Raw genomic sequence first — 23,505 nt, 5'->3', positions numbered from 1 at the left:
CGCCCCCGCCACCTGCCCCACCACCCCCCCCCCGCGGCTTCACTCCCCGGGGGCCGGCGCGCCGCCCCCGGGGGGGGGGGCGGCCGGCCCGGGGGGGGGGGCCCCCCCCCCGGGGGGGGCCCGCCCCCCCGGCCCGTTCACCACGTCGTTCACCGCACCGTTCGCCGGGTCGTCCGCCGGTCCGCTCGCCGGGCCGGGCCCGCGGAGCGTCGGGTAAGGTCGCAAGCCGGTCGACAGGCGGACGGAGCGGAACGTGACAACGGCGCAGGAACAGCGCAAGGCCCCGGAACGGGCGCCTTCCCCGTCCCCCGCCCGTGCTCTCCGGGCCGCCCCGCAGGCCGTCCGGGAGGCGGTCCAGGAGGCACCCAGGCGGCTCATGGTGACCGCCTCGGTGGTGGCGGTGTTCTCCCTGCTGGTCTACGCGGTGCTGCGGCACTTCGTCGGCACCTCGATGGTGGACATGATCGTCTACCGGGCCGAGGGCGCCGCGGTGGCCAACGGCACCGACCTCTACGCCCTGCGGGTGACGGAGTGGAACCTGCCGGCCACCTACCCGCCGTTCGCCGCGATGCTCTTCGTGCCGACCACCTGGTTCGGCGTCCCGTTCCTCCGGGTGGCGATCACCCTGGGGAACGTCGCACTGCTCGGCCTGCTGGCCCACCTCTCCTTCCAACTGGTCGGCTGGCCGCGCAGGGAGCTGCGCCCGGTCGGCGTGGTGCTGGTGGCCGGGCTCGGCGTCTGGCTGGAGCCGGTCTTCACCACCCTGCGCTACGGCCAGATCAACCTGGCCCTGGCCTGCCTGATCCTCTGGGACCTCACCCGCCCGGACGGCAAGCGCTCCAAGGGGATCGCCATCGGCATCGCCGCCGGGATCAAGCTCACCCCCGGCCTGTTCGCGGTCTACCTGCTGATCACCGGCCGGATCCGGGCCGCCTTCGTGGCGGGCTTCACCTTCCTCGGCACCTTCCTGCTCGGCGCCCTGGTGCTGCCGGACGCCAGCTGGGGCTTCTGGACCAAGTACCTCTACGACTCCTCCCGGGTCGGCAAGACCGAGATCGTCGACAACCAGTCCGTGCGCGGCGCCGTCGCCCGCCTCCTGCACACCGCCGAACCGGGCACCGTGGCCACCCTGGCCGGCGCCGTGGTCGCGGTGGCGGGTCTGGCCACCGCGGCCTGGGCCTACCGCAGCGCCCGCTGGGCTCCCCGGGCCGAGGCCTGGGGCGTCTGCTGCGCCGCCGTCACGGCCGTGCTGATCTCGCCGATCAGCTGGACCCACCACTGGGTCTGGTGCGTCCCGGTGCTGGTGCTGCTGGCCGCCGAGGCCGCGCACGAGCACTCCCGCCCGGAGACGGTCCGGCGGATGCGGTGGCGGCCGATCTTCGCCGCCACGCTGCTCGCCTTCGTCTCCTTCGGCATGTGGCTCGTCCCGCACAAGGGCGACCTCGACCTGCACCTCTCGCCGATCGCCCAGCTCCCGGCGGCGGTCTACCCGCTGGTCGGCCTCTGCTTCCTGCTGACCGCCGCGCTCCGGGTTCGCTCCCGGCGCCGGTTCGCCGGGGCGCCGCTGGTCAGCGTGCCGACCCAGCGCAGCGCACCGGCCGGGGCCGGGGCACCGCAGCGCTGAGCTGACGCACCCTCACGCGGGGCGGGGGTGCCGCGGCGACTGTCGGCCGGTACCGGTGCTGCGCGGCGCTGACGGAGCGTCGGCCGGCCCCCACGCCCGGCCGCGTGCTCCCCGGCGCGGACCGTACGGGCCCACGCCGTCCGACCGGGACCGCGCCCACGTTCACTGCGACTCCCGCCTCCGCCGCTGTCCCCGCCGCTGTCCTCGCGTTCGCCTTCGCCTTCGCTGAGCGGCGGACCGCCGCCCGGCCGCGTCACGCGAGCAGCTCCGCCAGCGAGTGGTCGAGGTCCAGCGCCGCCATCTCCGCGCCCGGCGGCACCAGCCGGTGCGCCCGCTCCAGCCAGGCCGCGACGGCCGGCAGCGGGGCCTCCAGCAGCGCGTCCCCGGCCGGGGAGCTCAGCGCCATGCAGAGCACGCTGCGCCGCCCGGACCGGGTCGGCCAGATCCGCACGTCGCCCTGCCCGCACGGCCGGAACGTCCCCTCCACCAGCAGGTCCCGGGCGAACACCCAGGTCACCGGCGTGCCGGTGTCCAGGTGGAAGGTGATGTGGACGGCGTACGGGTCGTGGCTGCCGTACGACAGCCGGGCCGGGACGGGGACGCTGCGCTCGGGGGAGAGCACCAGGTTCAGTTCGAGCTCGTGCTCGACCACGCTCGTGGACCGCTCCATGACGGGTTCCTCTCGGTGTCCGCGGGGTCCGCTCTCGAACCCCTTCACCGGAGGAGAGCGCGACGCGGCGAAGGTCTTACACGCATTCGGCGGAAGTTCCCGGATTCGCCAACTGCCCGCCTCGACGGCGCCGAGGCACTACCCTTTGTGACTGCTCGACGACTGTCCGACCGCGACCGGCTGGTGACGGTGCGTCGCCCCACGGTGCTGCCAGGAGAGAAGACCCCATGACGGAACGCCCTTTCGCGACTCACCTGGGCGAACCGGGGACCCTCGCCGCAGCCGCTCCCGCCCCGCTGCCGGGCTACTACCCGGACCCCTCCGTCCCCGGTTTCGTCCGCTACTGGGGCGGCGCCTCCTGGGTGCCCGGCACCAGCCGCCCGGCCCCGGTGGCCGGAGAACACCTGGAACCGCCCCGCGGCGTCGCCCAGCGCCCGGCCAACCTGGCCGCCGCCGCCCCGCCGCCACCGGTCGTCCCCTTCCCCTCTCCCGTCGCCTCCTCCTCGGCCGGCTTCGGCGACGCCTTCGCGGTGGGTGCCGTGCCCGCGCGGGCGGACGAGACCGGCCCCGTCTACTTCGACGAGACCACGGGCGGGGCGTCCTTCGTCATGGCGCCGTTCCCTGCCGAGGCCGTCGCCCCGAAGGCCCCCGCGCCCGCACCCGCCCCGGCTCCGATGGCGGCCGGGTGGCAGGCGGCCCAGGCCCGGCCGGCCGAACGGATCTCCTGGGGCGCCCCGGTCCAGGCCGTACCCGCCACCGTCGTGGAGCCCGTGCCGGTGCCCGCGCCCGCTCCTGCGCCTGTCGATCCGGAGCCGGAGTCGGAGGCCGCTGCCCCGGAGGCGGAGGTCGAGGAAGTCGTCCCTCCGAAGGCGGTGCCGGCCGTCCCCGAAGCCCGGCGAAAGCCGGTCACGTCCACCCCCGTTCCCGCCCCCGCCGCTGCGCGCCGCCGGAGTCCGGCCGCCGCCCGCAAGCCTGCCGCGCCCGTTCCGGCCGGCCTCGGGCGTCGCCTGACGGCCCGTCTGGTGGACAGCCTGGTGCTCGTGCTGGTGGCCGTCGCGGCCGGGGTGCCGATGGGCCGCTCGGTCTCCGTCCACCTGTCGGAGAAGCTCGACGACGCCCACCGTGCGAGCGAGGCCAACAGCGGTGTCCAGGTGCAGGTCTGGCTGGTCGATGGCACCGTACTCGGCCGGGCCGGGGTGCTGCTGGGCCTGGTGCTGCTGGCGGGGCTGCTCTACGAGGTGCTCCCCGTGGCCAGGACCGGCCAGACCTTCGGCAAGCGGCTGGCCGGGATCAAGGTGGTCGACGCCGACCGGCCCGGCGCCTCGCCGTCCTTCGGCCGGTCGGTGCTGCGCTGGGTGGTGCGGCAGGCGGCCCTGCTCTCGGTGTTCGGCATGCTGGCTCCGGTGCGCGACCGGAAGGGCCGACGGGCCTGGCAGGACAGGGCGGCCGGCACCCGGGTGGTCCGCTCCGGATCCTGACCGCCCGCCAGGTAGGCAAAACGGACCAAATATCCCAACACTGCAGTAATCATGATGTTCTACTCGGGGCATGAGCACCCATGACCCCTCGTCAGGATCCGAACCGGAGGGGGGCGACCGGCCCTCCTTCGACAAGCAGCCCCCGCCGTCCGGTACGCCGTCCGGTGCGCCGGCCGACCCGTACGGCAGCCCGCCCCCGCCGCCGCCCTCGGCCGACCCGTACGGCGGCGGCAGCCCGTACAACGGCGCCCCCGGCGCCCACGGTTCGCCCTACGGGTCGGCGCCGCCCCCGCCGCCGCCCGGGTACGGCCAGGCCCCGTACGGGCAGTCCCCGTACGGCCAGGCACCCTACGGCGGCCCGTACGACGTGGGCTCCGGCCCGGTGCCCGGGATGCCGCCGCTCGGTGGCTGGGGCGCGCGGATCGGCGCCCGGGTGATCGACTACCTGATCGTCCAGGTGGTGGCCGTGGTGATCGCCGCCCCGTTCGCCGACCTCGGTTCGCGCAACGGCTGGCTGAGCGCCCTCTGGGTCACCTACGTCCTTTTCCTGATCTACGACGGCGTGATGCTCAGCCGGGACGGCCAGACCGTCGGCAAGAAGCTGACCAAGGTCCGGGTCGCGATGCTGGTCGACGGCAGCCCCCCGACCGCCGCCGCGGCCTGGAGCCGGGCGGCCACCTTCGCCGCGCCCGCCCTGATCTGCTGCGGCCAACTGTGGTGGGTGGTCGACGGCCTGTTCGGCGTCTTCGACAAGCCCTACCGCCAGGCCATCCACGACAAGGCGGCCAAGACCGTGGTGGTCAGCACCGTCTGACGGACCCTCGGACGCACGGACGCCCCGTGCAGCGGCACCGCTGCACGGGGCGTCCGTGCGTCCGAGCCGGTTCAGCGGTGTCCGGCGTACTCCCGGGCCGGGGCGGCCGGCCGGGCCCCGACCGACGCGACCCGGCGCCGCCGGTCGGCACCGGTCACCAGCAGAGCGGTCGTCAGGGTGCCGAGCGCGACGGCGAACCCGACCAGCACCGCGATCTCGAACACCCCCCTCGACCCGGAGACGGCGAGCAGGACGGCGGCCGCGACCACCACGGTCAGGACGCCGGTGCTGAGATGGGCGAGGGTGGGACGAGACATGACGGACCGTCCTTCGCGTACGGGGGAGGGCTGCTGGGGCGGAGTGGCAGCGCTGCGGGGGAAGCCTTGCCTTACCTCCCCAAGGTCTACCCATCCCCGTTCCCGGACAAGTACCTTTCCCGTCCTCTCCTCCGCTCCTCCTCCCCGCACCGTGCGCCGTCGGATCGATACGGTGGCACCCGACCCGCTCGAACACCCCGGGGGAACCGTGCCCGTGCCACCGTCCTCGTCCCACCCGTCCACCACCCCCGAGGGCTGGCCGCGCACCGAGCAGGAGGCCGTCGCGGAACAGCTGCGCCTACGCCCCCTGACCGACCCCACCGGCCCCGAACCGGCCCCCGACGCCCTGGTCGCCGGCGTGGACGTCGCCTACGACGACGAACGCGACCTGGTCGTCGCCGCCGCCGTCCTGCTCTCCCTCCCCACCCTCACCGTGGTCGAGGAGACCACCGCCACCGGCCGGATCTCCTTCCCCTACGTCCCCGGCCTGCTCGCCTTCCGCGAACTCCCCACCGTCCTCACCGCCCTGGCCGCCCTCCGCACCCGCCCCGACCTCGTGGTCTGCGACGGCTACGGCCTCGCCCACCCCCGCCGCCTCGGCCTCGCCACCCACCTCGGCCTCCTCACCGACCTCCCCACCCTCGGCGTCGCCAAGACCCCCTTCACCTTCACCCACACCCCACCCGCCCCCACCCGCGGCGCCACCACCCCCCTCCTCGACCCCACCACCGGTGAACAGGTCGGCGCCGCCCTCCGCACCCGCCCCGACGTCAAACCCGTCTTCGTCTCCACCGGCCACCGCATCGGCCTCCCCGAAGCCCTCGCCACCGTCCTCCGCCTCACCCCCACCTACCGCCTCCCCGAAACCACCCGCCGCGCCGACTCCCTCTGCCGCCGCGCCCTCTCCGCCGCCCTCTCCGGCCCCGTGTACTGATTCCGTCCCAATCCCCGACAGGGCGTCACGTCCCCCTCCGGGCCGGGTACGCCATGTGTTAGACATGAGGGTTGAGGGGGCGGCCACCACGGACCCGTCGCCCACGAAACAGTTGACACAGGGTCACTGGCTCCACGGGGGAGGACAGTCGTGAGTACGGGCAAGGGCTACCGCGTAGAGGTGGACAGCCTGCGGGCCTTCGCTACCCAAGTGCGCGGCCTACTGGACGAGTTCCAATCACGAGCGGACGGCACCCGCACCCACGGCCAGACCGGGGTGGCGGGCACCGCGTTCGGCACCTTCGCCGAGGCGAACGCCCTGCGCGAGCAGTACGAGCGCACCCGCGACGGTCTTCGTGACGTCCTGAATCTGCTGCAGGACGCCGTCGACGAGGCACAGCGCAAGGCGGACCTGACCGCGGCCAACTACGAGGATCAGGAGTCGGAGACCAAGCGCCACCTCAAGGTCACTTCCGATGGGTGGTCCGTCGAGTCCGGCAACTCGGCAGTCCCCGTGGGCTACAACTCCGCGCGGCCCCCTGCCGCTGTTCCGACGCCGAAGGCGCCGACTCCCACCGTGAACCCAACCGGTGGTGGAGCACCGCAGGGGACATGGTGACGGGTACCGAAGCACTGAACGTCGGCGGACAGGAGGCACCAGCTCATGAATGACCACACGAACTTCAACGACTACAGCCACGGCGACCTCCGCCGCATGGTCAGCTCGATGGACTCCGGCGGCGTGATGTCCGCTGCCGACCCGTGGCGTCGGGCCACGGCGACGCTCAAGCAGATTCACACCTCGCTCGTCACCTCGACCAGTGACGCCACGACGACGTGGGAGGGCGATACGAGTGATGCTTTCCACGCGAAGATGACTGAACTGGCCAGCCATGTCCAGTACGTGGCCGCTTACACCAACGATGCCGCCATGACCCTCGAGTTGATGTCGAACGCCATCGCCGAGGCGAAGAACACCATGCCCGAGGAGCCGAGCTTCTGGTCGAAGGCGTCGGATGCGGTGGGCGACACGGTGTCAGCCGCGGCAGGCAATAACGACGAGGACACCAAGACTGCCGTCACGGACGAGAAGAAGGCCCAGGCCGTTGCAGTCATGAACCTCCTGGCCACCCGTTACCGGGCGGCGACCGATTACCTCAAGCCTCCGCCGAAGCGGTTCGAGGACATGAGGGAGGTCGTGGCGTCCGACTCGATGGGTACGGCTGCGGTCGCTGCCATGATCATGGGCGGCGGGATGGGATTCGCCGGAGGACAAGGCGGAGGCAGCACTTCGGTGAGGTCCCGTGTGAGTGGCCCCTCGGGCTCCTCGGCGCCCTCATCTCCCAAGGCGGCTGCGGTGGTTCGCCCGACTGATCCAGGGATCAAGGGTGGCACGGCGAACCCACTGCCCAAGGCGCCGTCCTCCACTCCCTACGGACCGGGGACCGGTCTCGACGGTGTGACGACTGCTCCGAAGACCGGAGTGTCCAACCCCACCGGCCTCGCGAACCCGGGACACGGGACCGGGGGCAGCGGTGGCTCGTCCTCCGGGGGCGTCACCGGCGCCATTGGTGGCGGTCAGCTGAACGGCTCCAGGAACGGCGGCGGCCAGTCCGGTGGTACCGCCAAGACCGGTGGTCTCTTCGGTGACGCCGCCAAGGGCGGGGGTAGCGGCCTCGGGCAGGGTGCCGGTCGTGCCAGTGGTGCGTTCGGCGCGGGCGGCATGCAGAGCGGCGGTGCCTCAGGCGGCGGCATCGGCGGTGGGCAGGGTGGCCGTGCCGGCGGGGCTGCCGGACGCGCTGGAGGTGGCGCGTTCGGGGGTTCTGCGGGCGGTGGTCGTGGAGCCTTCACCGAAGGCGGCTCCGGTCTTGGCAGGAGCCGTGGCCAGGCTGGTCAGGGTGGTGCGGGCCAGGGCGTCGGTGGTGCTGCGCACGGTGCCAACCAGGCAGGCAAGAAGAAGGACCAGAAGGAGAAGAGGCGTCCGGACTACCTCGTCGAGGACGAGGAGACCTGGGCATCGGGCAAGCCGTCCAACCCCAACGTGGTGGACTGACCGAGTTCCACGGGGTGGGTGTCGTTGTTCGGCACCCGCCCCGGGACGCGACACGGACGATTCCAGCGAGCGGAGTAGCGAGTCTTGAGGTTCAGTCGGAAGGTTCGAGGGGCGGCTGCGCTCGCGGTGGGTTCCGTGCTCTGGGGAGCTGCTGCCGTGCCGGCGGCAGCGGACAACATTCGTCTGGCGCAGTGGCCGATCGAGAAGTTCGATGCGGCCAACAAGGTCTGGCCGATCAGCCAGGGCGAGAACGTCATTGTCGCAGTCATCGACACCGGCGTTCTGCCCGACCATCAGGACCTCGTCGGGCAGGTGCTTCCGGGGGCTGACTTCTCCGGCCAGCAGGGTGACGGGCGGATCGACCCCGATGGACACGGCACGGGTCTGGCGAGCCTGATCGCTGGACACGGGCACGGCAATCAGGACGGCATCATCGGTCTTGCTCCGAAGGCCAAGATCCTCCCCGTCCGGATCAACCTCGGTGGAACCGACAAGACGGTCGGGGCCAGGGCGGATGAGGTACCCAAGGCCATTCGCTTCGCCGTGGACAACGGTGCCAAGGTCATCAACATGTCCTTCGGCAGTGGCGTCGACACGGGCATCCGAGAGGCGATCAAGTACGCGGTCGACAAGGACGTCGTCCTGGTGGCCGCCTCCGGAAACCTCGCGAACCACGACACTCCGGTCGAGTACCCCGCAGCTGCCCCCGGTGTCGTCGCCGTGGGCGCGGTCGACCGGAACGGCAAGGTCTGGGAGAAGTCGAACCGGGGTCCCGAACTCACCCTGATGGCGCCCGGGGTGGACATCTACTCGGCAGGGCCCAACGCCAAGGCCCCGGGTGACTACCACAAGGCGAACGGTACCTCCGACTCCAGTGCGTACGTCTCCGCGATCGCGGCCCTGGTCCGCTCCAAGTACCCGAACCTGTCAGCCGGTCAGGTCATCAACCGGATGATCAAGTCTGCGGTGGTGCCGGAGGGCGAGAAGCTCCCGAACAGCAACTACGGCTACGGCATCGCCTCGCCGTCGAAGGCCCTCGCCGCCAACCCCGAGGTCGACAACGGGCCGCGCGAGAACCCGCTGCTCGCCCGTCCGGAGTCGCAGCGTTCTGCTGCTCCGTCGTCCCCCGCGTCCGCCCCCGCCACGGGTGGGGCGAGCGGGGGGCAGGCGACGACTCCGGTGGGGGAGAAGAAGGAGGACAGCGGGATCCCCGTGTTCGTGTGGGGGGTTGTCGGGGTGTTGGCCGTGGTGGTGGTTGGTGGGGTGATCGTGTTGGCGCGCCGCCGGGGTGGTGGCGGTGGGGGGCAGCCGCCGCAGCCTCCGTTCGGGGGCGGGCAGCAGTACCCGCAGCAGCAGTATCCGCCGCAGCAGTATCCCCAACAGCAGTACCCGCAGCCGCCGCAGCCCGGCCAGGGCTACCCGCCCCCGCCTCCGCCGCAGCAGGGCGGTGGCGGCGGCAACCCGTACCGCTGACACGCCCACGAACGGCGCACAATCCGAGCACGCTGAACGGCCCTTCGGGTACTGATGACCAGTCAAGTCGTCGGTCGACCGAAGGGCCGTTCCATGTTCCGGGTGTTCAGCAACAACTCTCACGTCTCCCCGTCCCGCCGTCTGCTGCCGGCGGTGCTGCTCGCCGCGGGCCTGGCGGCCACCGTCTTCGTCGGTGGTGCGTCGGCGGAGGAGAACCACGGTCCGGCGAACGCCGAGGAGGCGAAGGTCTGTTCGGACCTGTTGGGGTGGGCGCAGGGGATCGTGGGGCTGCCGGCGACTTCGGTGGATGCGAGCTGCACCGTGCGGAAGGGCTGAGCCGGGAAGGGGGCGGGCGGTGGTTCAGGTGGTGGCCGCCCGCCAGTCGGGGGCGAGGGCGGCCATCAGGATGATGTCGTGGCGGGTGCCGTCCCAGATGTGGGCGTCGCGGAGGCGGCCTTCGGGGAGGAAGCCGGCTTTGAGGTAGGCGGCTTGGGCGCGGGGGTTGTAGGAGAAGACCTCCAGGTGGACGCGGTGGAGGCCGATGGTGTCGAAGGCGTGGGCGAGTAGGAGGCGGGTGGCTTCGGTGCCGAGGCCGCGGCCGGCGACGGCGGGGTCGAGGGCGATGCGGTAGGAGGCGGACTCGGTGGGGCGGTCGAGTTCGTTGAGGGCGAGTTCGCCGAGGTAGGCGCCGGTGTGGAGGTCTTCGACGGCGAGGTCGAGGCGGTCGGGTTGGTCGGCGCGGGTGGCGCACCAGTCGTCGATCTCGGCGCGGGTGAACTGTTTGGTGGTGCCGGTGAGGCGGAGCAGTTCCGGGTCCTGGAGGGTGCGCCAGGTGTCCTCGGCGTGGGCGGGGGAGAGGGGCACCAGGCGGATGCGTTCGCCGGTGAGGGTGGGCTTGTGGCGGAGTGCCTCGTCGTTGATCACCTCTCAGTTGTAGTCAGCGGGGCCCGGCACCGCCACGGGATTCCGTGCGGGGCGGGGGCGGGGGAGAAGGGACAAACCGGTTGCCACCCTGCGGAGAATGACCGTATGAGGAACGCTCCCACCCCGTCCGGCCCGCAGGGCTGGAGCATCGCGCCGGTCCCGGTCCACCACCCGGTCGCCGCGGCCGTGTTGAACGAGTACATGGACGAGTTGGTGAGCCGTTACTACGGGCGGCCCGCCGAGCCGGCCGAGATCGCGATGGGGCTCGGGGACGGCGAGGACCTGGTGGAGCCGCGCGGGGTGCTGCTGGTGGGCCGGGACGGGGTGGGGCCGGTGGGGTGTGCGGGGCTGCGCTGGTTGGGCGGCGGGGAGGCGGAGTTGACCCGGGTGTTCGTCCGGCGGGCGGCGCGGCGGGGCGGTGGCGGGGCCCGGTTGGTGGGTGCGGCGGAGGAGTTCGCGCGGGGGCGCGGGGCCGGGCTGGTCCGGTTGAACACCCGCAAGGACCTGACCGAGGCGATCGCGCTCTACCGGCACCTCGGGTACGAGCCGACCGACCCGTACGGTGACGACCCGTACGCGGAGGTCTGGTTCGCCAAGTGGCTGTAGGAAAACGGGTGGTCAGGGCGGTGCGGCCGGGGGAGACTGGCGGGATGATCATTCGTGAGGCGACGGCCGAGGACTGGCCGGCCATCTGGCGGTTCCTGCACCGGATCGTGGCGGCGGGCGACACCTTCACCTGGCCGCGGGACATCGGCGAGGAGGACGCCCGGGCGATCTGGATGAAGCGGGCCCCGGGCCGGACGGTGGTCGCGGTGGACGGCGACGGCACCGTGCTCGGCAGTGCCGAGACGCACCCCAACCAGATGGGCCCGGGGGCGCACGTCGCCAACGCCGGTTTCATGGTGGCCGCCGAGCACGGCGGCAAGGGGGTCGGCCGGGCGCTGGCGGAGCACGTGATCGAGCAGGCCAGGGCGGACGGGTACCGGGCGGTGCAGTACAACGCCGTGGTGGCGACCAACACCCGGGCGGTGGAGCTGTGGAAGTCGCTCGGTTTCACCGTGATCGGCACCGTGCCGGAGGGTTTCCTGCACGCCGAGCTCGGTTACGTGGACCTGCTGGTGATGTACCTCCCGCTGGTCTGAGCAGGAGGTCCGGGCTGGCAGGATCTCGGCGGCCGCTGGCGCTCCGGCCCCTGGCCGGGGCGGGCCGGCCCGCGCCATGCTGGGGCCATGATCACGCCTGACACCAAGGACTGGACCTGGGTCCTGGAACGCGCCTGCCCCGACTGCGGCTTCGACACCCCGGCGGTGGACGCCGGGCAGGTCGCCGGACTGGTCCGGGCCAACGCCGCCGCCTGGGTGGCCCTGCTCGCCGAGCGGCCGGAGGCCGAGCTGCGGGGCCGTCCGGAGCCGGGGACCTGGTCGGACCTGGAGTACGCCTGCCACGTGCGGGACGTGTTCCGGCTGTTCCGCGTCCGGCTGCGGCTGATGCTGGACGAGCAGGACCCGCTCTTCCCCAACTGGGACCAGGACGAGACCGCCGTCGCCGATCGCTACGGCGAGCAGGACCCGTCCCGGGTCTCGGTCGAACTCGCCGAGGCGGCAGAGGAGTTGGCCGCGGCCTTCGGCCGGGTCGAGGGTGGTCAGTGGCAGCGGCCGGGCCGCCGTAGCGACGGCGCCCGGTTCACTGTGGAGTCGTTCGCCCGGTACCTGGTCCACGACCCGGTCCACCACCTGTACGACGTCACCGGAGGGCGGCCGGTCAGCTGAACGGCCAGGCCGGCAGGCCGTGCGGGACCGCCTCGGCGAGGACGGTCTCGGTGGCCCGCCCGGTGCGGACGGTGAGCAGGAAGCGGTGCTCGCGCCAGTCCGGGGTGCGGCGCGGCTCGAAGGAGACGTGGGCGAAGGGGGCGGCGGGGGTGGACTCGGCCGCCAGGCGGTCCAACTCGCCCTCCACCAGCGCCCATTCGGCCGCCGGGACGTACTGGCGCATCACCGAGTGCCAGACCACGGTGAGCGCGCCCTCCGCGAGCGAGACCCCGCGGAGGAACTCGGCCGCGCCCACGGGCTCGACGGTGGTGGGCAGCCGGCCCGCCAGCTGGAGGGCTCCGGTGAGCCGGGCGGCCCGCTCGGGTTGGTCGGCCCAGACGTAGGAGCGCAGGGCGAGGGCGCCCTCGGGGGAGCGCGGGTCGATCGGGTCGAGGTCGCAGCCGTGCCGTTCGGCGAAGCGCAGCGGCGGGAGCTCCGCCGTGGTGCCGAGCGGGGGCGGCGGGGTGCCGCGCCAGGCGTCGGCCAGCAGGACGGGGGAGTCCGCGGGGCCGAAGGCGCCGCCACCGGTACCGGCATCGGAGCCGGTGGAGGCGGGCCACTCGCAGCGGAAGTGGTCGGCGAGCAGGTTGAGCCCGGCGCTGGAGCCGAGTTCGAAGAGCCGGACCGGCAGGTCGGCGCCGTCGAGGGCGTGCAGCGTACCGGCGATCAGCAGGTTGGCCCGGCCGGTCTCGTTGGTCTGCGGGGGCCTGGTCAGCCACTCCTTCAGCCAGTCGGGGTGGTCCGCGACGGTGGCCCGGAAGTCCTCCCATACGGTGTCCGGGACGGGCGAGGGACAGCTGCCGCCGGCGCTCGGGTAGTGGGCGGCCAGGGCGGGGGCCCGTCCGCTCAGCACCAGGGCGTGCACTCCGCCCATCAGCCGGAGCGCGATCGCGTCCGGTCCGGGGGCGTCCTCGTGTCCGCTGACCGCCGTCGCGCAGGGGCCGCCCTCCAGCAGGTCCCGGGCGGCCCGGCGGATCAGGAAGGCGTAGAGCGGCGAGCCGAGCTCGGCGCAGGCGTCGGCCTGCCGCTCGAACATCGAGGCGGTGCGGGCGAGGGACACGGGCGCCTCCCGGGAGTGCTGCGCTGCGGCTGACCGCCCGTCAGGAGGGCGGCCCTCCACATCATTCGCCCACGGACCCCGGGCTGAGAAGGACCCGCCGGGGTGACGGTGATCACCGGCGCCCCGGGCGGCCGGCCGGTCACCAGTCGGCGGCCTCGCGCAGGGCGTGGCGGAGCTGGCTGGCCACGTTGGCGTGGTCGGCGCCGACCACGTCGGCGATCTCCGGGGTGGCCAGGCCGACCACGTAGTGGAGGATGGCGAGGTCCTCGTCGGGGGTCGCCGTCGGCCGCTGGGGCGGCACCCGGGCCGGGTCGCCGCGTTCGGCCACGGTGGCGCGCAGGATGCGCCAGGCGTCGGCGGTCGGGTTGGGGCTGCCGAGCAGCTCGGGCCAGGCGTCGGCGAGGGCGCAGAACGCCTCCTCGACCACGGCGGCGGCCTGGGCGGCGTCCCGGAACCAGACCCGGGCGTAGCTCAGGTAGCGCGGATGGTGCAGCTCCCTGAAGGCGGCGAACTCCACCGAGGAGACCGGGTCATGACGGTTGGTCACATCAGCCTCTCGATCCGGGGGCGGCGACGGGGCGGTGGCGAGCGTGGTGGCGGGTGCGGCGGCGGGTGCGGTGACGGACGGCCGGGCTTCACTCTAGGGCCTCGGGTGACTGCTCTGTGTGACAAGTCCCATCAGATACCCGTGCGAGGGATGCGATTGAGCCGTTGTGTGACGGTGTGTCAGTTCCCTTGGGACGGGCCGGGATCGGCCGGGCGGCGGGTCGGTCCGGGGGCGCGCGCAGGGGCCCGGCGCCGGGCGGCGGCGAGGGGGCCGCGGTACTGGGCCGTACGAGGGGTGCGGGGGCGCGGAGGGGGCCCCGGCGGGCCGCGGAGGGGGCCGTGCGGTGCCCGCCTGGCCGCTCGGGGAGCCCGGAGGTGGTGCCGACGCGCGCGGTGGGCGCGCGTGCGCGGGTGGCAGCGCGCCCCGGACCGGTCGCGCTGCTCGGCGGCGCCGGTCCGGGCCGCACGGGCGGCAGCCGTCAGGGCCCGGGCCCTGGTCCGGCCGGTGTGCGGTGCCGGGCCGGGCGGGGGCCGGACCCCGGGGGGTTCAGCAGGTGCGGTTGGGTTCGTCGGGTTTGCGGCGGGCCCGCTTGGCAGCGGCTGTGGCGGCCGATGCTGCGGCGGCTGCGGCGGAGGGAGCGGCGGCGCGGCGGTTCGGCTGCTCGGGGACGCCGGCTGCTTCGAGCGCCTCCCGTGCGGCCAGGTAGGCGTGCACGGCGGCGATGCCGTACACCGGCTGGATCAGCTGGTTGCCCTTGAAGAACGGTCGCGCCGGGGCGAAGCCCGCCGCGACCACCAGGTCGCGGATCTCCGCTATCTCCTCCTCGGTCCGCGCGGTGAAGCGGACCTCCCACCCCTTCTTGTACAAGTGGCCCTCCTCGCCGCTGCGGCGGGCCAGGTCCGGCTGTCGGACGTAGCCGGGCAGTCGGCCTAGGCGCAGCTGGGCAGCGCGCAGGGAGGCGGATTCGTCACGTGGCATGAGTGTGATGTTAGGCAATCCTGCACGGGCGGTGTGACCCCCGGTCGGCGGGGGTGCGTATGGCGCTCGTCACTCTCGGTCAGGAACCGCAGGTGGCGGCGGGTGCCGGGGCGTCGCGCCGATGGCCGAAACGGTGTGCGAAATGCGGATGGTACAGGCCAACTGGGGTCGAGGCAGGCAGTCCGATGAACAACCATTGGGCCGAATGGGTGAGGGTATGGGGACTTTAGTGCGGGCTAGTCCCGGTTTCGCGACGGTTGGGTAACGGTGCGTCAGGTCGTGGATGCGGAGCGGGGGGTGTTGGGGAGGGTAGGCGGCATGAGCAGCTACCAGATTCCTTCGCCGTCGCCCTCCCTCGAGGAGCTGGCCCGCCGCCAGCAGAACGTGATCACCGCGAGCCAGCTCCGGGCCCGCGGCGTGCCCACCCGCACGGTCAGCGAGCAGTGCCGCCGCGGCGGCCCGTGGCAGCGGCTGCTGCCCAAGGTCTACCTGCTCCAGGGCGGCGAGCCGACCCCGGAGCAGCGGATGTGGGCCGCGCTGCTGTACGCCGCCCAGGACGGCCGGCAGGAGGGCCGCCGGGAGGGTGCGGTGATCACCGGCGCGGCCGCGCTGGCGCTGTACGGCTTCGCCTCCGCGCCCCGGCTGCCCGCCGTCACCGGAGTCGAGGTCCTGGTGCCCCGGCAGCGCCGCCTCAAGGACGCCGGTGAAGTCCGGATCCGGCGCACGGAGCGGGAGTTGGAGGCCCGATCGGTGCACGGCCTGGCCTGCGCCCCGGTCGCCCGGGCGGTCGCCGACACGCTGCGGGAGTGGACCGACTCGGCCGCCTTCGACACCGGCGAGGTGCACCCGGCGCAGCTGCGGGCGGTGCTCCGCGAGTCGGTCGCCCCGGGCGAGAACGCCTGCACGACAAGGGACTTGCTGGCCGAGCTGGCCGAGGCCGGGCTGCTCACCGAGCCCCGGGTGCGGGCCGCGGTGGACGAACTCCTGGCCGCCGGGCGGGAGTCGGCGCTGGAGCGGCTGAACGAGCTGGTGGACGAGTGGCTGCTGCCGGTGCCGCTGGCCGGGCCCGAGCTGCGGATGAAGGGCGGCACCTTCGTGGCCGTGCCGGACCTCTACTGGCCGGGCGCGGCGGTCGCGGTGGAGGTGGACTCGGAGCTGCGCTGCGTCAGCGAGGGCGAGGCGGCCTGGGTCCGGGGCGGCCAGCACCGGATGGAGTACCTCGGGGTCCGGGTGGTCTACGTCTCCGCCGACCGGCTGGAGGCCGAACCCGACGCGGTGGGCGGCGAGTTGCGCGAGGCCTTCCTGGCCGGCGGCGAGGACGTGGTGGAGCTGCTGACCGCGTGAGCCGGGTGCGGCGGCGCGCCGCGCCCGGGCTCAGGACCGGACGATCGGAGTGCCTCTCAACTCCACGCCCGCAGCGGTGAGTTCGGCCAGGGCGGCCTCCGTGGTGGGGGCCGAGACCCCGGCCGTCAGATCGAGCAGTACCCGGGTGGCGAAGCCCTCCCGGCGCGCGTCCAGGGCGGTCGCCCGGACGCAGTGGTCGGTGGCGATCCCGACCACGTCCACCTCCGTCACCCCGCGCTCGCGCAGCCAGTCGGCCAGCCCGGCGCCGTTCTCGTCGGCACCCTCGAAACCGCTGTAGGCGGCCGAGTACGCCCCCTTGTCGAAGACCGCCTCGACCGCGCCGGAGAGCACCACCGGCGACAGGTTGGGGTGGAAGCCCACGCCCTCCGTGCCGGCCAGGCAGTGCACCGGCCAGGAGTCGCGGTAGTCCGGCTCGGCCGAGAAGTGCGGGCCCGGGTCGATGTGGTGGTCCCGGGTCGCGCAGATGTGCGCGTAGCCGGGGGTGGAACCGGCGATCAGGTCGGTGATCGCGGCGGCCACCTCGGCGCCGCCGGCGACGGCCAGGCTGCCGCCCTCGCAGAAGTCGTTCTGCACGTCCACGACGATCAGTGCCCGCTGCATGGCGTTGCTTCCTTCTCCCCCGACGGGGGCAGTCCGGTGGGCCTCGTTGCTCGCCACTGTAGGGAGTGACGCGCGTAGGCGAAAGGGGAACGGGGCCGGGCTCAGTGGCCGAGCAGGAGCTCGGTGGGGAGCACCGGCTCGCCGCGGGAGAGCTGGGTGGCGGAGAGCGGCAGGGCGGCCCGCGCCCGGACGTGGCGTTCGCGCGCGGCGGTCAGCGGCTCGCGGCCGACCACCTCGCCGCCCTTGACCAGCGGGACCTGGAGCAGGTGCGGGGCGAGCGCGTCCGGGATCTCGCCGGTACCGGTCACCTCGGCCTCCGCGACGCCGTCCGCGTCGGGCCGCCGGGCGGCCCACTTCCGGCCGCCGACACTGGACTTGGCGCCGGCCGAGCGCTTGGCCACCGAGACCAGCGGGCCGTCGGGGCCGGCCGCCCGGGCGACCAGCTTGTAGACCATCGCGCAGGTGGGGTGCCCGCTGCCGGTGACCAGGCTGGTGCCGACCCCGTAGCCGTCCACCGGGGCGGCGGCCAGTGCGGCGATGGCGTACTCGTCGAGGTCGGAGGTGACGATGATCCGGGTGGCGGTGGCGCCGAGCTCGTCCAGTTGGCGGCGGACCCGGTGGGCCAGCAGGGTGAGGTCGCCGGAGTCGATCCGGACCGCGCCCAGTTCGGGGCCGGCCACCTCGACGGCGGTGCGGACCGCCTCCTTGAGGTCGTAGGTGTCGACCAGCAGGGTGGTGCCCCGGCCCATCGACTCGATCTGCGCGGTGAAGGCGTCCCGCTCGCTGTCGTGCAGCAGGGTGAAGGCGTGCGCGGCGGTGCCGGTGGTGGGGATGCCGTGGGTGAAGCCGGCCTCCAGGTCGGAGGTGGCCTTGAAGCCGGCGACGTAGGCGGCCCGGGCGGCGGCCACGGCGGCCTGCTCGTGGGCCCGGCGGGCGCCCATCTCGATGCACGGGCGGTCACCGGCGGCGCTGGTCATCCGGGAGGCGGCCGCGGCCACCGCCGAGTCGAAGTTGAGGATCGACAGGATCAGGGTCTCCAGGATCACCGCCTCGGCGAAGCTGCCCTCGACGGTCATCACGGGGGAGCCGGGGAAGTAGACCTCGCCCTCGGGGTAGCCGTGGATGTCGCCGGTGAAGCGGTAGTCGGAGAGGAAGCGCAGGGTCTGCTCGTCCACCACGCCCTGGTCGGAGAGCCAGTCCAACTGCGGGGTGGTGAAGCGGAAGTCCTCGACCGCGTCCAGCACCCGGCCGACCCCGGCCAGCACGCCGTAGCGGCGGCCGTCGGGGAGCCGGCGGGTGAACACCTCGAAGACCGAGCGCCGGTGGGCGGCGCCGCTGCGCAGGGCGGCCTGCAGCATGGTCAGTTCGTACCGGTCGGTGAGCAGCGCCGTGGAGTGGCGCGCGGTGGTGGCGTCCATGAGGATGATGCTAGCGGACTTAGCGTCAGTTTGACGATTTCTCGTACGGGTGGGACCGGATTCGCTCGCGGGTCCCCCGGATGGAAGCATGAGCAGTGGAGAAGCCAGCCCCGACGAGGAGTGTCAGCCGTGAGTGTCGCGCCCGTGGAGATCGAGCGCCCGGAGGTCGAAGGCATTCCGGCACTGGAGCCGGACACCCCCTGGGTCACCATCGTCCACAACGACCCGGTCAACCTGATGAGCTACGTCCAGTACGTGTTCCAGGCCTACTTCGGCTACCCGAAGGAGAAGGCCCGGACGCTGATGATGGAGGTGCACCAGAAGGGCCGGGCGGTGGTCTCCAGCGGCACCCGCGAGGAGATGGAGCGGGACTGCCAGGCGATGCACGGCTACGGCCTGTGGGCGACCCTCCAGCACGACTGAGCGGGCCGGGAGGCCTGACGGACCATCAACCACCCCACGACGTAGACGGGCTGACGAGGAATCATGGCTGGGCTGTTCGAGAGTGCCGGTGACGGCGGTGCGGCGATCGCGCTGGAGGAGGTCGAGGCGTCCATCCTGCGCTCCTTCGAGGTGCAGATGCTGGAGCTGATCGGCCCCGGCCCGGGCGGCGAGAGCGACGACCCGCTGGCGGCGCTGTTCGCCGAGGGGCCGTCCAGTCCGCCCGCCGACCCGGCGCTGGCCCGGCTCTTCCCGGACGCCTACGGCGGCCCCGACGGCCCCGCGGGCCCGGAGGAGGTGGCCGCCGCCGGGGAGTTCCGCCGCTACACCGAGCTGGACCTGCGGGCCCGCAAGCGGGACGACGCGCTCGCGGTGATCCGCTCGCTGGACGGCCTGGGCGGCGCCGGCGGCGTGCTCAAGGCCTCCCCGGAGGACTGCCGCCACTGGCTCGGCGGCCTGAACGACCTGCGGCTCACCCTCGGCACCCGGCTGGAGGTCAGCGAGGACGACGACGAGGGCCTCTACGACCTGGACGACGAGGACCCGCGCAAGCCGCTGGTGATGGCCTACCTCTGGTTCGGCATGCTCCAGGAGTCGCTGCTGGAGGCGATGGCCGGCTGACCGACACGCCGTGCAGGAGCCCCGTCCCACGTGCTGGGACGGGGCTCCCGGCATTCCGGGCAGATCCCACCGAACCGGGACGGTCCATGCTCAAATATCGCTCAGATACGCACCGGTATCCGGGCGTGCCGTGGTACGACTGCCACTCCCCACGAGCAAGGACGGTGGCCCATGGCCCAGCAGCAGTACGACGAGGTGACGGACCCGGTCCCCGACGAGGAGGGCTACGAGCGGGGTCTGGGCAGCCGTCAGATCCAGATGATCGCGATCGGCGGGGCGATCGGCACCGGGCTCTTCCTGGGCGCGGGCACCGCGATCTCCAAGGCCGGGCCGAGCCTGATCCTCAGCTACGCGGTGGCCGGCCTGGTGATCTTCGCGATCATGCGGGCGCTGGGCGAGCTGCTGACGTACCGTCCGGTCTCCGGCAGCTTCGCCGAGTACGCCCGCGAGTTCCTCGGCCCGTTCGCGGGCTACGTGACCGGCTGGACGTACTGGCTGTTCTGGGTGGTCACCGGCATGGCCGAGACCACCGCCGCCGCCGTCTACGTGAAGTTCTGGGCGCCGTCCATCCCCCAGTGGATCTCCGCCCTGGTCTTCCTGGTGATCCTCTACGGCGCCAACCTGATCTCGGTGAAGCTGTTCGGCGAGATCGAGTTCTGGTTCTCGATGATCAAGGTGACCGCGATCATCGGCATGATCCTGATCGGCATCGGGGTGCTCACCCTCGGCTTCAGCGACGCCGGTGACACCGCCGCCATCTCCAACCTCTGGTCGGACGGCGGCTTCTTCCCCAAGGGCATCGGCTCGACCGTGATGACCCTGCAGATCGTCATGTTCGCCTACCTCGGCGTCGAGCTGGTCGGCGTCACGGCCGGCGAGAGCGAGGACCCGGCGAGGACCCTGCCGCGCGCCATCAACACCCTGCCCTGGCGGATCGCGCTGTTCTACGTCGGCGCCCTGGTGGTCATCCTGGCCGTGGTGCCGTGGCGCGAGTTCGCGCCCGGGGTCAGCCCGTTCGTGGCCGCCTTCGAGAAGATGGGCATCCCGGCCGCGGCCGGCATCGTCAACTTCGTGGTGCTCACCGCGGCGCTCTCCTCCTGCAACTCCGGGATGTACTCCACCGGCCGGATGCTGCGCGACCTGGCGCTGCGCGGCCAGGCCCCCGGGAAGCTCACCGAGCTCAACGCCCGCAAGACCCCGGCCTTCGCGATCACCGTCTCCTGCCTGCTGATGGGCCTCGGCGTGGTGCTCAACTACCTGGCCCCGGCCAAGGCCTTCGAGTACATCACCTCCGTCGCCACCGTCTGCGGCCTCTGGACCTGGGCGATGATCCTGATCTGCCAGATCCGCTACCGCACCGCCTGGAAGGCCGGCCACCTGCCGCCGCCCACCTTCAAGGCCCCCGGCGGGGCGCTGCCCAGCTGGGCCTCGCTGGCCTTCCTGGTGCTGGTCGTGGTCCTGATCGCGATCGACGAGGACAGCCGGATCTCGCTCTACGTCTTCCCGGTCTGGGCCCTCCTGCTGGTCCTCGGCTACCAGGCCCTCAAGCGCCGCAACCCGGACGCCGCCGAGGGGCACGGCCACGACCACGTCCACGCGAAGTCCGGCAACTGAGACGGGCGGCAGGGGGATTGACGGCGCGTGGCTATCCTGACCGCATGCTGACCATCACCCGAGAGCTGCACGACGCGATCGTCGCCCACGCCCGCGCGGACCACCCGGACGAGGCGTGCGGCGTGGTCGCCGGCCCGGCGGGCACGGACCGGCCCGAGCGGTTCGTCCCGATGCTCAACGCCGCCCGCTCGCCCACCTTCTACGAGTTCGACTCCGGCGACCTGCTCAAGCTCTACCGGGAGATGGACGACCGGGACGAGGAGCCGGTGGTGGTCTACCACTCGCACACCGCCACCGAGGCCTACCCCTCCCGCACCGACGTGAGCTACGCCTCCGAGCCGAACGCCCACTACGTGCTGGTCTCCACCGCCGAGGGCGCCGAGCCGGGCGACCCGTTCCAGTTCCGTTCCTTCCGGATCGTCGACGGGGTCATCACCGAGGAGCCCGTGGAGCTCGTGGACGCCTACTGAGCACGGCCCGAGGGCCCGTCGCACCGCCGCCCGGCGGCACGGCGGGCCCTCGACACATCCCGGCATGTGACACACATTCATCCGGATGGCGAGACGTGGATGTCGGAGCGGGCCGGGGAATCTATACGATGAGCCCATGCGTTCCGTCGATGTGAGCAACCAGGCCCAGGGCACCCGCCTTGTCGCGCGCCTGCACGTCGACCTGTGCCGGCTCGCCAGCGCGATCTGTCCCGGCCCCGCCGCCGCTCGCTGAGCCCGGCCAACCGCCTTGCCCCGTACGGGGATCGCACCGCCCCGCCGCGCCCTGCGGCCCACCCCGAACCCACCTCCACAGGAGCGCAGTCATGGCCATCGAGGTCCGCATCCCGACCATCCTCCGCACCTACACCGACGGCGCCAAGTCCGTCGAGGGTGCCGGTGCCAGCCTCGGCGAGCTCTTCGCCGACCTGGACGTCCGCCACCCGGGCATCGCCGCCCGCCTGCTGGACAACGGCGAGCTGCGCCGCTTCGTGAACGTCTACCTGAACGACGAGGACGTCCGCTTCCTGGACGGCATCTCCACCGGCCTGAACGACGGCGACAGCGTGACGATCCTCCCCGCCGTGGCCGGTGGCTCGATCTGATGAAGTACGACAGCCCGCTCGAAGCCGTCGGCAACACCCCGTTGGTCCGCCTGCCCCGACTCTCCGCCGCCGTGCCCGGCAACGGAGAGGGGCTGGTGACCCTCTGGGCCAAGCTGGAGGACCGCAACCCGACCGGCTCGATCAAGGACCGGCCGGCCCTGCACATGATCGAGCGGGCCGAGGCCGCGGGGCTGCTCACCCCCGGCTGCACCATCCTGGAGCCCACCAGCGGGAACACCGGCATCTCGCTCGCCATGGCGGCCAAGCTCAAGGGCTACCGGATGGTCTGCGTGATGCCGGAGAACACCAGCGAGGAGCGGCGCGAGCTGCTCCGGATGTGGGGCGCGGAGATCATCGCCTCCCCGGCCGCAGGCGGCTCCAACACCGCCGTCCGGATCGCCAAGGAGATCGCCGCCGAGCACCCCGACTGGGTGATGCTCTACCAGTACGGCAACCCGGACAACGCCGGCGCGCACTACGCCACCACCGGCCCGGAGATCCTCGCCGACCTGCCCTCCGTCACCCACTTCGTGGCGGGCCTGGGCACCACCGGCACCCTGATGGGCGTCGGCCGGTACCTGCGCGAGAAGGTCCCCGGCGTCCAGGTGGTGGCGGCCGAGCCGCGCTACGACGACCTGGTCTACGGGCTGCGCAACCTCGACGAGGGCTTCGTCCCGGAGCTGTACGACGCCGAGGTGCTCACCACCCGGTTCTCCGTCACCTCCGAGGACGCGGTGCGCCGCACCCGCGAGCTGCTCCAGCAGGAGGGCATCTTCGCGGGCGTCTCCACCGGCGCCATCCTGCACGCCGCGATCGGGGTCGGCCGCAAGGCCGCCCAGGCCGGTGAGCGGGCGGACGTGGTCTTCGTGGTCGCCGACGGCGGCTGGAAGTACCTGTCCACCGGCATCTACACGGCCGAGACCACCGAGGCCGCGGTCGAGGCGCTGCAGGGCCAGCTCTGGGCCTGACGGCCCGTCGGGCACTGCCGGACGAAGGCGCGTTCCCCCGCGGGGGAACGCGCCTTCCGGCGTTCTAGTGCCGCGCCCGGCAAGGTTTGCCCCGGCACGCCGATAGCACGCACCGAACGACGCGACGGGGCAAACCTTGCCGGGCGCGGCACTAGCGCAGGGCGCGCTGCACCCGGGACCAGGTCTGTCCGTCGACCTTGCCGACCCGGCGGCGGAAGGCGGCCACCGGCACCTCGCGGAGCTCGTCCGTCTCCAGCCAGCTGGCCCGGCCCTGGCGGTCGCCGACCGAGCCCGGCGGCAGCGGGAGCACGCCCGGGCGTTCGGCGTGGTGCTTGCTGGTGATCTTCACGACGGTGGCGGTGCGGCGGTTCACGCCGAGCACCAGGCAGGGCCGGTCCTTGGCGCCGGGGCCGTCCTCGAACGGGACCTCGGCCCACCAGATCTCCTGCGCTGCCGGACGGCCGGTGGTGCGGGCCGGGCCGGAGGGCGTGCGGCGGGGTGCGGGCGCCGGGGTCGCGCGCCTGCGCAGGGCCCACAGGACGGCCGCGAGCACGGCCACCACCAGCAGTGTGATCAGCACCTTGTCCATCCGCAGACCGTACCCCGGGGTCGGCGGAACGCTGTGACACTCGGGGATTTATCCGTTCGGCGCTGCCGATTCGTCACGGAACGGCCACGGAGTCCGTTCCGCACTAAAGATCCTCGT

28 protein-coding genes are annotated in these 23,505 nt (G+C 72.9%); 19 read left to right on the top strand and 9 right to left on the bottom strand.

Features of this window, described 5'->3' with window-relative positions; genetic code table 11:
• The first annotated feature begins 253 nt into the window (after nt 1-253).
• Nucleotides 254-1,624 (top strand): glycosyltransferase 87 family protein, encoded by a 1,371-nt coding sequence (locus ACIA8O_RS33660; protein ID WP_396297811.1) that lies wholly within the window; start codon nt 254-256, stop codon nt 1,622-1,624.
• A 253-nt stretch (nt 1,625-1,877) separates the two neighbouring features.
• Here ACIA8O_RS33660 and ACIA8O_RS33655 read toward each other — a convergent pair whose 3' ends face one another.
• Nucleotides 1,878-2,294, bottom strand: coding sequence for an SsgA family sporulation/cell division regulator (locus ACIA8O_RS33655; RefSeq protein ID WP_396297810.1), 417 nt, complete (start codon nt 2,292-2,294; stop codon nt 1,878-1,880).
• 227 nt (nt 2,295-2,521) lie between these two features.
• Here ACIA8O_RS33655 and ACIA8O_RS33650 point away from each other — a divergent pair, with 227 nt between their 5' ends.
• Nucleotides 2,522-3,772 carry an RDD family protein gene (locus ACIA8O_RS33650; RefSeq protein ID WP_396297809.1) on the top strand — a complete coding sequence of 417 codons (1,251 nt, stop codon included), beginning with the start codon at nt 2,522-2,524 and terminating at the stop codon, nt 3,770-3,772.
• Nucleotides 3,773-3,842: 70 nt separating this feature from the next.
• On the top strand, nt 3,843-4,586 hold the full coding sequence (locus ACIA8O_RS33645; protein ID WP_396297808.1) for an RDD family protein: 744 nt from the start codon (nt 3,843-3,845) through the stop codon (nt 4,584-4,586).
• Nucleotides 4,587-4,657: 71 nt separating this feature from the next.
• Here the strand turns inward: ACIA8O_RS33645 and ACIA8O_RS33640 are convergent, their stop codons facing one another.
• The gene (locus ACIA8O_RS33640) at nt 4,658-4,903 is read right to left on the bottom strand and encodes a hypothetical protein (protein ID WP_396297807.1); all 246 of its coding nucleotides are present in this window, start codon (nt 4,901-4,903) and stop codon (nt 4,658-4,660) included.
• A gap of 214 nt (nt 4,904-5,117) precedes the next feature.
• On the opposite strand from ACIA8O_RS33640, the gene ACIA8O_RS33635 reads away from it, so the two are divergent.
• The 5 genes from ACIA8O_RS33635 (at nt 5,118) to ACIA8O_RS33615 (ending at nt 9,698) form a co-directional block, all read left to right on the top strand.
• Nucleotides 5,118-5,837 (top strand): endonuclease V, encoded by a 720-nt coding sequence (locus ACIA8O_RS33635; protein ID WP_396297806.1) that lies wholly within the window; start codon nt 5,118-5,120, stop codon nt 5,835-5,837.
• 150 nt (nt 5,838-5,987) lie between these two features.
• Entirely contained in the window at nt 5,988-6,455 is a 468-nt protein-coding gene (locus tag ACIA8O_RS33630; protein ID WP_396297805.1) for a hypothetical protein, read from the top strand.
• Nucleotides 6,456-6,500: 45 nt separating this feature from the next.
• A complete protein-coding gene (locus tag ACIA8O_RS33625; RefSeq protein WP_396297804.1) occupies nt 6,501-7,889 on the top strand; it encodes a WXG100 family type VII secretion target in 1,389 nt (462 codons plus the stop codon).
• A gap of 156 nt (nt 7,890-8,045) precedes the next feature.
• On the top strand, nt 8,046-9,362 hold the full coding sequence (gene mycP / locus ACIA8O_RS33620) for a type VII secretion-associated serine protease mycosin (protein ID WP_396297803.1): 1,317 nt from the start codon (nt 8,046-8,048) through the stop codon (nt 9,360-9,362).
• Between the two features lie 93 nt (nt 9,363-9,455).
• Complete coding sequence (locus ACIA8O_RS33615) at nt 9,456-9,698, top strand: hypothetical protein (RefSeq protein WP_396297802.1); 243 nt, start codon at nt 9,456-9,458, stop codon at nt 9,696-9,698.
• 24 nt (nt 9,699-9,722) lie between these two features.
• Here ACIA8O_RS33615 and ACIA8O_RS33610 read toward each other — a convergent pair whose 3' ends face one another.
• The gene (locus ACIA8O_RS33610) at nt 9,723-10,286 is read right to left on the bottom strand and encodes a GNAT family N-acetyltransferase (RefSeq protein ID WP_396297801.1); all 564 of its coding nucleotides are present in this window, start codon (nt 10,284-10,286) and stop codon (nt 9,723-9,725) included.
• A gap of 105 nt (nt 10,287-10,391) precedes the next feature.
• Here ACIA8O_RS33610 and ACIA8O_RS33605 point away from each other — a divergent pair, with 105 nt between their 5' ends.
• The 3 genes from ACIA8O_RS33605 to ACIA8O_RS33595 all read left to right on the top strand — a co-directional run bounded on the left by ACIA8O_RS33605 (nt 10,392) and on the right by ACIA8O_RS33595 (nt 12,055).
• Nucleotides 10,392-10,892, top strand: a complete 501-nt coding sequence (locus ACIA8O_RS33605; protein ID WP_396297800.1) for a GNAT family N-acetyltransferase — start codon at nt 10,392-10,394, stop codon at nt 10,890-10,892.
• Nucleotides 10,893-10,936: 44 nt separating this feature from the next.
• Nucleotides 10,937-11,428 carry a GNAT family N-acetyltransferase gene (locus tag ACIA8O_RS33600; RefSeq protein ID WP_396297799.1) on the top strand — a complete coding sequence of 164 codons (492 nt, stop codon included), beginning with the start codon at nt 10,937-10,939 and terminating at the stop codon, nt 11,426-11,428.
• 87 nt (nt 11,429-11,515) lie between these two features.
• On the top strand, nt 11,516-12,055 hold the full coding sequence (locus ACIA8O_RS33595) for a DinB family protein (RefSeq protein ID WP_396297798.1): 540 nt from the start codon (nt 11,516-11,518) through the stop codon (nt 12,053-12,055).
• Here the strand turns inward: ACIA8O_RS33595 and ACIA8O_RS33590 are convergent.
• The 3 genes from ACIA8O_RS33590 to ACIA8O_RS33580 all read right to left on the bottom strand — a co-directional run bounded on the left by ACIA8O_RS33590 (nt 12,048) and on the right by ACIA8O_RS33580 (nt 14,679).
• Nucleotides 12,048-13,154 carry a DUF2332 domain-containing protein gene (locus tag ACIA8O_RS33590; protein ID WP_396297797.1) on the bottom strand — a complete coding sequence of 369 codons (1,107 nt, stop codon included), beginning with the start codon at nt 13,152-13,154 and terminating at the stop codon, nt 12,048-12,050. The two genes, ACIA8O_RS33595 and ACIA8O_RS33590, sit on opposite strands and share 8 nt — an antisense overlap.
• 139 nt (nt 13,155-13,293) lie before the next feature.
• On the bottom strand, nt 13,294-13,701 hold the full coding sequence (locus ACIA8O_RS33585; protein ID WP_396297796.1) for a hypothetical protein: 408 nt from the start codon (nt 13,699-13,701) through the stop codon (nt 13,294-13,296).
• Between the two features lie 546 nt (nt 13,702-14,247).
• The gene (locus ACIA8O_RS33580) at nt 14,248-14,679 is read right to left on the bottom strand and encodes a hypothetical protein (protein WP_396297795.1); all 432 of its coding nucleotides are present in this window, start codon (nt 14,677-14,679) and stop codon (nt 14,248-14,250) included.
• Between the two features lie 318 nt (nt 14,680-14,997).
• On the opposite strand from ACIA8O_RS33580, the gene ACIA8O_RS33575 reads away from it, so the two are divergent.
• On the top strand, nt 14,998-16,023 hold the full coding sequence (locus ACIA8O_RS33575) for a type IV toxin-antitoxin system AbiEi family antitoxin domain-containing protein (protein WP_396297794.1): 1,026 nt from the start codon (nt 14,998-15,000) through the stop codon (nt 16,021-16,023).
• Between the two features lie 30 nt (nt 16,024-16,053).
• Here the strand turns inward: ACIA8O_RS33575 and ACIA8O_RS33570 are convergent, their stop codons facing one another.
• Complete coding sequence (locus ACIA8O_RS33570; RefSeq protein WP_396297793.1) at nt 16,054-16,644, bottom strand: isochorismatase family protein; 591 nt, start codon at nt 16,642-16,644, stop codon at nt 16,054-16,056.
• Between the two features lie 101 nt (nt 16,645-16,745).
• Nucleotides 16,746-18,062 carry a nicotinate phosphoribosyltransferase gene (locus tag ACIA8O_RS33565; RefSeq protein ID WP_396297792.1) on the bottom strand — a complete coding sequence of 439 codons (1,317 nt, stop codon included), beginning with the start codon at nt 18,060-18,062 and terminating at the stop codon, nt 16,746-16,748.
• A gap of 129 nt (nt 18,063-18,191) precedes the next feature.
• Between ACIA8O_RS33565 and clpS the strand changes: the two genes are divergently transcribed.
• From clpS to ACIA8O_RS33530, 7 genes are all read left to right on the top strand, one after another.
• Nucleotides 18,192-18,485, top strand: a complete 294-nt coding sequence (gene clpS, locus ACIA8O_RS33560; protein WP_345290422.1) for an ATP-dependent Clp protease adapter ClpS — start codon at nt 18,192-18,194, stop codon at nt 18,483-18,485.
• A 63-nt stretch (nt 18,486-18,548) separates the two neighbouring features.
• Nucleotides 18,549-19,124, top strand: a complete 576-nt coding sequence (locus ACIA8O_RS33555) for a DUF2017 domain-containing protein (RefSeq protein ID WP_396297791.1) — start codon at nt 18,549-18,551, stop codon at nt 19,122-19,124.
• Nucleotides 19,125-19,295: 171 nt separating this feature from the next.
• Nucleotides 19,296-20,738 (top strand): amino acid permease, encoded by a 1,443-nt coding sequence (locus ACIA8O_RS33550; protein ID WP_396297790.1) that lies wholly within the window; start codon nt 19,296-19,298, stop codon nt 20,736-20,738.
• Between the two features lie 44 nt (nt 20,739-20,782).
• Nucleotides 20,783-21,208, top strand: a complete 426-nt coding sequence (locus ACIA8O_RS33545; RefSeq protein ID WP_396297789.1) for a Mov34/MPN/PAD-1 family protein — start codon at nt 20,783-20,785, stop codon at nt 21,206-21,208.
• A gap of 136 nt (nt 21,209-21,344) precedes the next feature.
• Complete coding sequence (locus ACIA8O_RS33540; RefSeq protein WP_345290426.1) at nt 21,345-21,461, top strand: putative leader peptide; 117 nt, start codon at nt 21,345-21,347, stop codon at nt 21,459-21,461.
• Between the two features lie 91 nt (nt 21,462-21,552).
• Nucleotides 21,553-21,831, top strand: coding sequence for a MoaD/ThiS family protein (locus ACIA8O_RS33535; RefSeq protein ID WP_396297788.1), 279 nt, complete (start codon nt 21,553-21,555; stop codon nt 21,829-21,831).
• Nucleotides 21,831-22,799 (top strand): PLP-dependent cysteine synthase family protein, encoded by a 969-nt coding sequence (locus ACIA8O_RS33530; protein WP_396297787.1) that lies wholly within the window; start codon nt 21,831-21,833, stop codon nt 22,797-22,799. Before ACIA8O_RS33535 ends, ACIA8O_RS33530 begins: the two co-directional genes overlap by 1 nt.
• 151 nt (nt 22,800-22,950) lie before the next feature.
• Here ACIA8O_RS33530 and ACIA8O_RS33525 read toward each other — a convergent pair whose 3' ends face one another.
• The gene (locus ACIA8O_RS33525; protein WP_396297786.1) at nt 22,951-23,388 is read right to left on the bottom strand and encodes a type II toxin-antitoxin system PemK/MazF family toxin; all 438 of its coding nucleotides are present in this window, start codon (nt 23,386-23,388) and stop codon (nt 22,951-22,953) included.
• Nucleotides 23,389-23,505 lie beyond the last annotated feature (117 nt).

The organism is Kitasatospora sp. NPDC051853, from assembly GCF_044452665.1.
Classification (GTDB): Bacteria; Actinomycetota; Actinomycetes; order Streptomycetales; family Streptomycetaceae; genus Kitasatospora.
This window is presented reverse-complemented; position numbering and strand designations above follow the sequence as displayed.